The 11,263-nt window shown below is 43.7% G+C and carries 14 protein-coding genes; 3 read left to right on the top strand and 11 right to left on the bottom strand.

The window, feature by feature from the left end:
• Positions 1-66 precede the first annotated feature (66 nt).
• The 5 genes from VNN20_07945 to VNN20_07925 form a co-directional block, all read right to left on the bottom strand.
• The gene (locus VNN20_07945; protein HWP92112.1) at positions 67-1,512 is read right to left on the bottom strand and encodes a cbb3-type cytochrome c oxidase subunit I; all 1,446 of its coding nucleotides are present in this window, start codon (positions 1,510-1,512) and stop codon (positions 67-69) included.
• Entirely contained in the window at positions 1,469-1,720 is a 252-nt protein-coding gene (gene ccoS / locus VNN20_07940) for a cbb3-type cytochrome oxidase assembly protein CcoS (GenBank protein HWP92111.1), read from the bottom strand. Before ccoS ends, VNN20_07945 begins: the two co-directional genes overlap by 44 nt.
• Positions 1,689-2,468: a hypothetical protein gene (locus VNN20_07935; GenBank protein HWP92110.1), complete on the bottom strand. Its 780-nt coding sequence runs from the start codon at positions 2,466-2,468 to the stop codon at positions 1,689-1,691. Before VNN20_07935 ends, ccoS begins: the two co-directional genes overlap by 32 nt.
• A gap of 101 nt (positions 2,469-2,569) precedes the next feature.
• On the bottom strand, positions 2,570-2,776 hold the full coding sequence (locus VNN20_07930; protein HWP92109.1) for a DUF2892 domain-containing protein: 207 nt from the start codon (positions 2,774-2,776) through the stop codon (positions 2,570-2,572).
• 222 nt (positions 2,777-2,998) lie between these two features.
• Positions 2,999-3,421: a ferritin-like domain-containing protein gene (locus tag VNN20_07925; GenBank protein ID HWP92108.1), complete on the bottom strand. Its 423-nt coding sequence runs from the start codon at positions 3,419-3,421 to the stop codon at positions 2,999-3,001.
• Positions 3,422-3,479: 58 nt separating this feature from the next.
• On the opposite strand from VNN20_07925, the gene VNN20_07920 reads away from it, so the two are divergent.
• Entirely contained in the window at positions 3,480-4,151 is a 672-nt protein-coding gene (locus VNN20_07920) for a sigma-70 family RNA polymerase sigma factor (GenBank protein ID HWP92107.1), read from the top strand.
• 271 nt (positions 4,152-4,422) lie between these two features.
• Here VNN20_07920 and VNN20_07915 read toward each other — a convergent pair whose 3' ends face one another.
• The 6 genes from VNN20_07915 to VNN20_07890 form a co-directional block, all read right to left on the bottom strand.
• The gene (locus VNN20_07915) at positions 4,423-5,622 is read right to left on the bottom strand and encodes an FAD-dependent oxidoreductase (GenBank protein ID HWP92106.1); all 1,200 of its coding nucleotides are present in this window, start codon (positions 5,620-5,622) and stop codon (positions 4,423-4,425) included.
• A gap of 27 nt (positions 5,623-5,649) precedes the next feature.
• Positions 5,650-6,717, bottom strand: a complete 1,068-nt coding sequence (locus VNN20_07910; protein HWP92105.1) for a cytochrome-c peroxidase — start codon at positions 6,715-6,717, stop codon at positions 5,650-5,652.
• Positions 6,718-6,739: 22 nt separating this feature from the next.
• Positions 6,740-7,195 carry a DNA-binding protein gene (locus VNN20_07905; protein HWP92104.1) on the bottom strand — a complete coding sequence of 152 codons (456 nt, stop codon included), beginning with the start codon at positions 7,193-7,195 and terminating at the stop codon, positions 6,740-6,742.
• Between the two features lie 98 nt (positions 7,196-7,293).
• On the bottom strand, positions 7,294-7,866 hold the full coding sequence (locus tag VNN20_07900; protein HWP92103.1) for a metallophosphoesterase: 573 nt from the start codon (positions 7,864-7,866) through the stop codon (positions 7,294-7,296).
• A 23-nt stretch (positions 7,867-7,889) separates the two neighbouring features.
• Positions 7,890-8,357 (bottom strand): hypothetical protein, encoded by a 468-nt coding sequence (locus VNN20_07895; GenBank protein ID HWP92102.1) that lies wholly within the window; start codon positions 8,355-8,357, stop codon positions 7,890-7,892.
• Between the two features lie 39 nt (positions 8,358-8,396).
• A complete protein-coding gene (locus VNN20_07890) occupies positions 8,397-8,885 on the bottom strand; it encodes a hypothetical protein (protein ID HWP92101.1) in 489 nt (162 codons plus the stop codon).
• 352 nt (positions 8,886-9,237) lie between these two features.
• Here VNN20_07890 and VNN20_07885 point away from each other — a divergent pair, with 352 nt between their 5' ends.
• Entirely contained in the window at positions 9,238-9,822 is a 585-nt protein-coding gene (locus tag VNN20_07885; GenBank protein ID HWP92100.1) for a hypothetical protein, read from the top strand.
• Between the two features lie 58 nt (positions 9,823-9,880).
• On the top strand, positions 9,881-11,239 hold the full coding sequence (locus VNN20_07880) for an MBL fold metallo-hydrolase (GenBank protein HWP92099.1): 1,359 nt from the start codon (positions 9,881-9,883) through the stop codon (positions 11,237-11,239).
• Positions 11,240-11,263 lie beyond the last annotated feature (24 nt).

The raw sequence follows: 11,263 nt of genomic DNA, 5'->3' as shown, positions 1-11,263 counted from the left end.
AGCCGGTCCATCCTAAAAACAACGTAGCCAGCACTCCCAGGAAAAATACGTAAGCCTTTATGTACATCATCTTGAACGAACCTCAGCTTCCTCACGCCAGGGTGGGGCCAGTCTTATCGCTCCCTTGCGGGTTACCATCAGGATAAAAATGTATATAAAGAATAGATGTCCTAAGAGGATAAGTATGCCTGCAACAGAACGGGCGAAAAGGTAGGGCTTTGTTACCTCTACAACTTCTATAAAAGGTCGAGAGGCATCATTCATGTATAACCCTTCTATAATCCCTCCGATCTGCATTGCTATTATATATAGAGTGATACCCAAAGCTACCAGCCAGAAATGAAATTTAATTAGAATCGGATAGGGCCACTCCCACTTTAGCAGTCTAGGCATGATGTAATAAACCGCTCCAAAAAGAATCATGGTAACAAATGCATATACTCCAAGGTGTGCGTGACCGACTGTGTAATGAGTAAAATGCGAAATCTCATTAAATGAACGGAGCGCCTGTATTGATCCTTGAAAGCTCACTGCGGTGTAGCACATGGCCCCAAAGACTACAAAGCGTAAGGTTGGACTATACCTGAGTTTTCCAAAATGACCTACCATGGTTAGGTGGTGATTAATCGCTACGGCAACTACAGGGATGAACATAAGAACGCTTGCCACAATAGAAATACTTATAAGCCATGTAGGAAGCGGGCCACCAATCAGATGATGAATACCGTTCCAATTGTAGAAAAGCGCGAATGTCCAGAAACCCAGGAGTGAAAGATAGTAGCTATGAATAGGGCGGCCAATAACTTTTGGAATAAAATAGTAAGCCGCCGCAAGTCCTGCTGGTGTGAACCAGACCGTTAAAATATTGTGGGCATACCACCAGTTAACCGCTGCTCCGGTAACACCGGAATAAATGGACAGGTTGCTGTTAGCAAGGATATAAAGAATAGGAAACCATACAACGGATGCCAGTATATACCAGAGAGAAACATAAATGTGCTTTACTTGACGCGAATGAAAGGTACGTAATATGGAAAGAAATAAGAAAATAGCAGCTATTGTAATTACAATTTGTGCACCATGGGGAAACTCTAGCCACTCTACTCCCTGACTGTGTCCGCTAAGTATAGAAATCACTCCATATAGAACTCCTATATTCCAGAGGATGGCAGAGATATATAAAAGCTTGCGCCAGTAGACTTCCGTGCGACATAACCTGGCAGTAAGCCAAATATAGCAACCTGCCAAAGCCAAAGAAGCCCAGCCATAAATTACTGTATTTAAATGAGCGGGACGTACACGTCCAAAGGTCAATGCAGGATATGAGCCAAGCCAATCAGGGAAATTGAATTTTAAAGAAGCAGTAAGCCCAAAAACCGTTCCCACAAGAAGCCACACTACCGCCGAGCCGAAAAAAACAAGCACTGGACCTGCAGCTGAATCATCGCTGAGAACGCGGAAAGATAACTCAGGGGCCTCTTCTAAACCAGGTGTAGGATAGTTTGAACTCATTCATTTTTCCTATCGGTTCTTCTTCATCAAAGATAATATAAGCGCCAGCGTTTAGGTCTTTAAATTGTTTGGTATGGGCTGCCCAAATAAAAGCGCCCATAGCTATAACCCCACCTAGAAGAGCGGTTATTATTAAAATAAGACCTGCTAGAGGAAGATCCATAATCTTTGATATTTTATCGGGAGATCTTAAAGGTTGTTTTATCAACTCCAGTATTTCCTGTATCAGGATCGTACGAATAAACTATTAATTCATATACTCCCTCTTTTGTGACATCTAATCTCCCTTCGAAGGTGCTCGTTTTATTGGCATAGGATAGAGGTAGGGTATCGATGACTTCTCCATTGTGCTTAACTGTGGCTTTTACTTCATATTTATTTGCGTCCCATATTCCTCCTGGTTCTACAGGACAACCGCACATCATAACAACATTTGCTCTTATAGGAATAGCCACCTTTCCTTCCTTGAGCTTAAAGGTCTCGTGAGCTTGAGGTGTAAGAGCATCAACGGCAAATCCTGGAATTTCTACAATGATCCCGTCACCAACAATGTCTTTTCCAGGAATGAGCCAAACTTGGGTTGTAGATTTTATCTTAGATTGACCTTGGGCATAAGGAGCATAAACCTCAACCGTAAAAAGCTTTGGTTCATCTATATCCATCGTAGTCTCGAATTTGGCTGCCGTTTCATCCGATAACATAGCACCTCTTTTATGAGGCTCTAACATTATTTTCTTAGTATCTCCAGTTTCCCCAATAGTAAAGCCTTTTGCGAGTATCTCCCCCGTCTCACTATCCCTTATAATGACAAGCACTCCTCCCATAGAGGTACCGATAAACTTAGCATCTTTTGACTTTGCCCTGACAGTTACTTTTGTATTAACAGCTTCTAAAATGTCTGCAAATAATAATAATCCGGTCATAAATATAAATACTCCCAATGTAATTACTCTCATTCTTCGCCCCCCTTTTTAGTTATATTAAGTGTTTAATATAGCTATATTTGTCCTATTCCCATCCACTTGTATCTGGTCATTTAGATTTTACTTCCTTCCCTTCACCGTATTTCCTTTTTTGTCGAAATGCCGAACGGCACGTAGGAAGGACACCAGCCTATTACACTCGTAAGAAGAAACGCTATTGCTATAATACCTAAAATAATCGCACCTGTGCCGCTTATCTGATCCGCGAAATAAAGGACCGCTATAACAATTGCTATAATCACCCTCAGGAAGCGATCAATTCCTCCCATATTTTTTCTCATGGTATACTCCCCTTTTTCAAAGGATTAGTGCAATGCTAAAAGAACCACTTCACGAGATAGACTATCGAACCTATAGCACAAACGCAGGCTAAGCAAGCAAAAAATAGCTTTACAAAATTTGCCTTTGTATTACTCACCTCCATAATAAATGCAAAAGGGCATAAATAAGTTACAAGTTATTTTACTTGTTGTTATGTACCGTATCTTATACCTTTAGAACAGCTATAAACCTTTAAGAAGTCGCCTTAACTCACGTGCGTGGCCGGCCTCGTCAGCGGCTATCTCCTCTAATTTGACCTTCAGTTCTATTTCGCCTAATTCCTCAGCCTGCTTGGCACGCCTCTTATAGTTCTCAATGTCATTAAGTTCCATCTCAAGGTCTAATTCAAGCATGGCTTTAAGACCTTCCGGTTTGGCAAATTCTTTAGGTGTCGTAGTAGGTTCGCCACCAAGGTCTGTGATTACCTCTGTAAGAAATGTGGCATGACCTAGTTCGTCCTGCACTTCCTTTTGTAAAATCTCACGCAGTTCTGCACCTATAAGTCCAAATGATTTGCTGGCCTGGTAAGTGTATCTGATAACAGTTCCCCATTCGGCGGCCAGGTCTTCATTGAGTCCACGAATGAATTCCCCTTTCTTAGACATAACACCCTCCTTTCATTTTATATCATTTGATTCTTCTATTATAATAAATGCAAAGCTTATGGAAAAGTTACAAAAGAGAAGGACTTCTGCAGAAAAGATAACTCGACTCTTAAATGACATTAGAGAAAATAAATCTAATGCCATCAATAGGTTTTTAAAAGAGGCTCAGCAAACGGTGCTTTCCTTCGGTATGAAGGTTTGTGGTGGCCACGTACAGGATGCTGAGGATACCATGCAAGAGGTGCTCGTTCGGTTTTTTCAGGGTGCCAGAAAGCTGAAATTTAATGATACTAAAGTCTTAAGAGTTTGGTTATACAAGGTTGCTAAAAATGCGTGTCTTATGAATAGGCGTAAGGGAAAATACGAGCCGAGATATATGAGTTCAATCAACGAGCTCTTACCTAGAAATGAGAACGGAGAGGTACAAACATTAGATATACCTGATTGGTCTAGGATCCCGGATAAATTGATTCTTGAAAAAGAAAACCATCATATTATTCAAAAGGCATTGCTCGAACTTCCACTCGATTACAGATTGGTTTTAGTGCTGCGTGATATGGAGGGTCTTTCGACAAAAGAGGTTTCAGAGATCGTGGGAATAAGTGAAACTAATGTAAAGGTCAGGCTTCACCGTGCAAGATTGTTTATGAGAAACGAGCTTTCTAAATATCTTAATCCGATTTATGAGAAGGGAGAAAGAGTTGAAGAGGAAAAAGGGGCTAAGTTGTAAAAATATATTTTCATCTCTCTCAAAATACGTTGATAAAGAGCTTAATGATTCTTTACGTGACCAAATCGACAGGCATATAAAAAATTGCAAACCGTGTAAAGCATTTCTAAACACGCTACGAAAGACAATTAGGTTATGCAATAAATTTAAACCTGAGTATGCATTCCGAATTCAAAGAGTAAAATTAAGTAAAGAGTTGGAAGAAGAGATAAAGGCTTTAACTTATTTCTTCCGGGAAACTAGGTAATATCATTTCCAACTCTTTATAAACCTAGACACGGCCCCTCCGTCGTGTTGCAAGAAAGTACTTTTCAAAAGCCACTTTTGCCCAATGCGCTTCCGGTCCTGGGATAAGCCACTGGTGTTTGCGCGGCGCTAGAATTCGGTCTGATAGCATGATGATCCCTGTACTTCCCGCATCAAGAATACACTTGGCATCCATAGCAGAAAAGGGCAGCCTTATCTCAGAGCCACCCTCGATGGCTGAGGCAATATTATGAGCTGCAACACGCGCCATTTCTTCTGAGTTGTATCCGGTCTTCGGCACACCAATAGGAACGGGTGTTGGCCCAGGAGGTTTGACGGCTACTGCTACCCCTGCTGCGTATATCTCAGGATGAGCGGGCATTCTATATGCGTCGTCTACTTCTATAAAGCCCGAGGCGTTACCCAATCCGGGAGAATTTCTGACAGCATCAACTCCCAAAAAACGTGGGATCAGCATCGCAAACTTGAATGGAAGCTTCTGTCCATCTCCAAGATGTATGGTATCCGGCCCCACCTGCTCAATAGCTGCGTTTGTGATTGCCTTGATACCAAGCTTTTTAAAGAACCCCTCGACCATCTCCTGTGCTTTTCCAAAACCTCCTATACCGAAGTGACCGAGGAAGGGCTCGGCAGTTACAAAAGTTATCGGGCAACTCTTTTCGAGTCCATTCTTAGCAAGTTGGTATCTTACATTGAGCAGGAACTCATAAGACGCACCGAAACAGGCGGCGCCTTGAGTTGCGCCAATTACAACCGGACCGGGATCTAACAGAAGTTGCTCCCAAGCTTTTGCTGCTCCCTCTGCGTGTTCCAATGTGCAGATGGAAACAGTATGACCATGTTCGGGACCAAGGCCAGAAATCATATCGTAATCGGGCTTAGGTCCAGTGGCAATCAATAGATAATCGTAGCTTATGTCTCCATCTGTCGTTTCTACAACATGCTGATTCAGGTCAAATCGCAGAGCTTCAGCGTGTATGAACTGAATCCCCTTCTTCTTATAGATAGGTGCTAAAGGGAAAGAGATGTTTTCCTCTTTTCTTTTGCCAAAAGGTACCCAAATGAGGGAAGGGATAAAAACGAATTTGTCGCTTCGGGATATTACGACAATCTTATGACGTCCGTTAAGACGTTTGGCCAACTCCATGGCCGCCGTAAACCCGGCGAAATTTGAACCAACAATTACAATGCGTTTTGGTGTCATATCAGCAGTACCCCTTCTTTTTTCTTTCTAATGTCCTACAGTACTTTCTTTCAGAATTTCCAGAATAGGGCGCGGGGTATCATCGGTATTGGGCGGTAAAATAGGATACTCAACTTCAGGTTGATCCCCGGTCAGAGTTTTTAGAAAAGCGGTGATGGTATCGATTTCACTGTCGGTTAGCGCGATTCCCAACTGTGCGGACCCCATGACCGATACAGCCTCCCTTAAACTCCAGACTTTCCCCGAGTGGAAGTAGGGGGGTGTAAGTTCGATGTTTCTTAAGGAAGGGACTTTGAACACATACTCGTCGCTTGCCGTCTTCGTAACCATGAAGCGACCCTTATCGCCCGGAGGAAGTATGTCGGCGCCGGGTCTTTCTACCACACCAAAGGGGAAATAACCGCTGCCACCCACGTTGACACCGTTATGGCAACCAGCACAACCCTTTTCCATAAAAAGTTTGAGCCCTTCTTTTTCCTCAACGTTGAGAGCACTGGTATCTCCTCCCAAATATTTGTCAAATCGAGAGTTTGGTGTTAGTAAGGTGGCTTCAAAGGCTTCGATTGCCTTAGCCGTATTATCGAATGTGACCGGCGAATTATCATCGGGAAATGCTTTTTTGAATAGGTCCACATATTGAGGCATGCTATTCAATGTAGCAATAACACGCTCTGGGTTGTTACTCATCTCCACCGACGCTTGTACCGGTCCTTTTGCCTGCTCTTCCAGGTCTTTGGCGCGTCCATCCCAGAATTGAGCGATGTTAAACACCGCGTTAAAAACAGTGGGCGCATTTCTAGGGCCCTTCTGCCATCCGTGCCCAACCGATGTTTCCTGAAGGTCGACTCCTCCGGTTCCCAGGTTGTGGCAGGTATTACAGGAAATCAGATTGGATGCGGAGAGACGGGGGTCGAAGTAAAGCATCTTTCCCAACTCTAGCTTTTCCGGGGTCACCGGATTATCCTTCAACTCAGGCGGAGCATCAGGAATCGGCTTAAACAGACTTTGCGTCTTCTTAAGCATCTCATCTTGCTGAGCCCATGCACCCTCTATTACTACCAAGAATCCTAATACGATCAGGATCACCCATTTCATGCTTTCGCCCTCCTTATCTTAATTAGCGTTTTCTCCAGCCGGCCCAGACGGGGACACCGTTTTCATCGCGAAGCTTGAGTATTTCGTCCCCCTTTTTCACTTCTGCGGCAATGATAGCCGGTTTGCCTTCAAACGTAATTCTGGAACCGGTGACTTCAATTTTATCCTTTGGCTCAATCTTGATGTCCTGTCTTTCGATAAACCAGCCAGGGCCAAGATGTACGGAAATAGTTTCTTTTTCCGTTTTCAGTGTTAAATGGATTCCGTAGGACATACCCTTCATCGGGGTGATTTTATCTACACTAACTACTTCCCCACTTATTGTCTCTACCGTTTTGGGATTATACATCTTGTTGTATTGACTACCCATTCCCCAGCCCCCGCTGCCTCTCCATCCCTTTCCTGGCTGAGCAAAGGGTTCAGAGGCTATAAATCCGAGGATGCCAATCATTAGAATTAAAGTACAAAATTTTTTCATGGTATTGACCTCACTCTTGTATTTTGTGTATGACCATTAAGAAAAATCTGGGCAGATCTTCCCCGATGATTTTATCGATTTCACTTCAAGAGTTACTTTCATTTTAAGTTGTATAACCTTGAATGAAAGGAAGTCCTGCTATCAATTATTCCGAAATCGATGACTTGTCCCTCACTGGATATAGCTCGGAAACTTATCCCCTCTGGGTAAACTTCCATGTAGATAAAATTATTGACCTCCAGGGCACATGCCGTATATCCATTCGCTTTCGGTTTTTTTAGGTTTGCTCCACCGCCACCGGAGATAAAGTGGATTATTCCTTTTTGGGGCTTCATGCGGGCATAGTAGTGGTTATGTCCGGCAATAGTAACTTGAACGCCCCCGTTAACTAGGGTTTCTTCAACGGCGTTACGAAACCCGAAATCAGGCTTATGGGCTCCATAGGGTGAATATAAGGGGTGATGGAAATAGGCCACTTTCCATATTGCGTTACTCTCCGATAAGGCCCGCTCCAGCCATTTAATCTGCACCTCATCTTTTTTCTCATGTACCATACGGTTAGAGTTCAGAGCAAAAAAGGTAATGAGTGGTTTTTCGCCAACCTTAATATCGGGGGTATAACTGTAATATCCATCTTTGCCCACAATACCGAAACGGGCAGTATCCTTAATTTCATAGATTCCGTTATTATCTTCTATATCGTGATTACCTGGTGCGGCGTGAAATTTGACGCCCCTACCTCTAAGACTTTATAATACTTATCAAATCTATCTGGGAAGAGGTCAGGGTCTCCTCCTCTTTTACTCCATGTGCCATAGATATTGTCTCCCAGCATCAGAACAAGGTTATAAGGATTCTCTTCGTAGAATCCCAGCATACGTGCGGCTATTTTCTCCTGAGCAGGGCAATCACAGCCGTTGTCGCCAATGGCGACAAAGGAGAAATGAGGAGTCGCTTTTACTTGATCAGTGGACTCACTCTTTTTATTGTCGACCCGGTTTACAGTACTAGAGTCTGAGGGGCAGCTAGGGGAGAGAGCCTCTTCTTTTTGACATCCCAGAGCAAATACAATCAAAAAAAAAGTAAATATCGCTAATTGTTTAATCCGATTCATCCTCTTCCTTGCGCTTGTAGATGTTTCCTGCTTGGTCGGATTTCTCATCAGAATGAAGGGTCCCGTTTGTTCAATTCCCAAATACTTTTAATCGTTTTCTTTCTCGATATTAACTTTACCTGAGGATAGACTTGTATCAGAACGGATTTCCGGGTGGTTTATCTTCCCGCCGAGATTAGCAGTCCAGGCCATCAGCCCTCCGCTAACTAACAGAACGAGAAGGGTCAATATAGTTAGTTTCTGTCCTATATTGTTTGAAAAGCGCCGCGCAATTAAGGATATAAGCGCCAATACACCTACGACCTCGGTAAAAATAAATGCAATCTCCGCCCGTTCTTCATGCTCTTCGATCATCTGCTCCGATATTCCCGGTAAATCTTCCACAACTTCCTCGGCCGGTTCTCCGCTTAAGTAGACTGGAATTGCCCAGAGCGCTACTAAAATGGTAAAAATGAGGGCCACGTTTATGAGTTCATTGCTCTTTCGTATTATGGCTACTATCAGCAGCAATAAGGTAAACCCCATTCCGATTAGTGGAATGTGATTTAGTATCAAATGGACATGAGCCGGATTCATGATTACCTCCTCCTTTTTGTGCTTAATTTGCCACACTCTATTTTAAGGGAGCACAATAAGCGATCCGAAGATTTTGTCTGGTTTTCCGAGAATGTATCTCATTATATATATGATGTCCCTTCTATACTTCCCTCAACTCTTTTGCAAGCCTTATGCCAGTTTATAAACCTTGTAATTATCGGGTATTGTCAAATTAAGAAGATGTAAGATGTCAGAGAATCAGACAACGCTGATGAAAATTGCTTGTTAAAAAATCTGTGAAACCAAGTAAATTTATTGGTATATACGTTGCAAGGATGTTTTGGAGTGGGAACAGGAATAATAAAAAAAATTATCGAAAGGAGGTAACAAAATGAGAAATTTAATAACCTCACTTTTAATCCTGCTACTGACTGCGGGCCTTTCCTTCTCCCAGGATATGATGCAGCAAAAAGAGGGGCAGACGGGGATGATGGGTAGAGGTATGATGGGCATGCAAGGCGGTATGATGCGCGGGATGCCTCATATGTACAGCATGATGGTGCAGCACGTTATCATGAAAGCGAATACATTTGATCTTACAGATGCACAGAAGAAAGAGTTAGCAAATATCGAGGAGAAGTATCTATATCCTTTGGTTCAGAAAGAGGCTGATTTTAAAATTTCCCACATGAAGATTATGAGCATGTTACGAGACCCGAATTTTGACTCCTCCAAAGTAAAGGCAGAGATCAAAGCATCTAATGACATTAATCTGGAGATGGCCAATATGTCTGTAGATGCACTGGCAGCGGTAAGAAATGCAATCGGCTTGGAAAACTTCAAAAAGGCAAGATTGATGATGCCCATGATGAGCGGAGGGATGATGCAAGGTGCAAGCAGAACTAAGGTTAGAGAAGAGATCAAGAAGAAAGCGACGACACAGGAAAAAAAGGAAGATTCTTCGAGTGAACATTAAGAGCATCATTGAATCAGGGGAAGAGTAAAACACGGTTGGTTTATCGATAGCATATAAAATGAAGATAACTTTTCTGGGAGCAACCGGCACTGTGACCGGGTCTAAATACCTGGTCAATTCCGCCTCCAAATTCATTCTGGTTGACTGCGGCCTGTTTCAGGGCTTTAAGCAATTGCGCCTGAGGAACTGGGCCCCGCTACCGGTGAATTCGAAGTTGATCGATGCCGTAATTCTTACCCATGCCCACATTGACCACTGCGGCTATATACCTCTACTGGTTAAGAACGGCTTCATAGGAAAAATATATTGCACTTCCGCCACTCGAGACCTATGCGCAATTCTACTGCCTGACAGCGGTTATCTGCAGGAAGAAGAGGCAAGGTATGCGAATAAACACGGCTATTCCAAGCATAGACCGGCATTACCACTTTATACGGAGAAGGATGCGTTGCGGTCGCTCGAGCGGTTCGCCACGATAGATTTCGGTCAAAATCTTAATTTGAGTAATAACCTGAATGCAAATCTTAGTCCGTCCGGTCATATTCTGGGCTCCGCATTTGTTTTGTTGAAGGATACCCGGAAGTCTATCCTGTTTTCGGGCGATATCGGCCGCCCTGACGACCCGATAATGGTATCCCCTTCCATAATACGAAAGGTTGATTATCTGGTAATCGAATCCACCTATGGCGACAAACGGCACGACCCTAGAGACCCGAAAATAGCACTGGCCGAAGTTATTAACCGAACGGCTAAACGGGGAGGAATCGTCGTAGTCCCGGCTTTCGCCGTAGGTCGTGCACAGAGCCTGCTCTATTATGTCCATCAGTTGAAGAAGTCAAAATCCATACCGGATATTCCGGTCTTTCTGAATAGTCCTATGGCTGCCAATGTTAACCATGTATTCCATGACCACCTCGGTGAACACCGCTTGACACCTGCTCAATGCGATGAAATATGCAATGCCGCTCGCATCGTAAACAGCGTGGAAGAGTCTAAGGCAATAAACGAAAGAAAGGGTCCGATGATAGTTATTGCGGCCAGCGGCATGGCCACCGGAGGCCGGGTGTTGCACCATCTCGAAGCGTTCGCGCCCGACCCTAAGAATACGATTTTGTTTGTCGGGTTTCAGGCCGGTGGTACGAGAGGGGCAGCCATGGTGAATGGTGCTGAGTCGGTCAAGATTCACGGTAAATATATACCCGTTCGTGCCGAAGTCAGAGTTATCGACAACCTTTCGGCTCATGCAGATTATGCGGAGATTCTAGACTGGCTTGGCAATTTCGATAGACCGCCTCGGCAAACCTTTATCACTCACGGCGAACCGGCCGCAGCAGATGCGCTCAGGCATCGAATTGAAGAGCAACTTGGCTGGAGCTGCCTTGTGCCGGAGTATCTGGAAGAGGTATGGCTTAGCTGATAAAGTTTCTTTTTGTTATCTTTG

The organism is Thermodesulfobacteriota bacterium (assembly GCA_035559815.1).
Taxonomy (GTDB): domain Bacteria; phylum Desulfobacterota_D; class UBA1144; order Nemesobacterales; family CSP1-2; genus DATMAT01.
The sequence above is the reverse complement of the archived record's forward strand: the minus strand, read 5'-3'. Positions and strand labels throughout refer to the sequence as shown.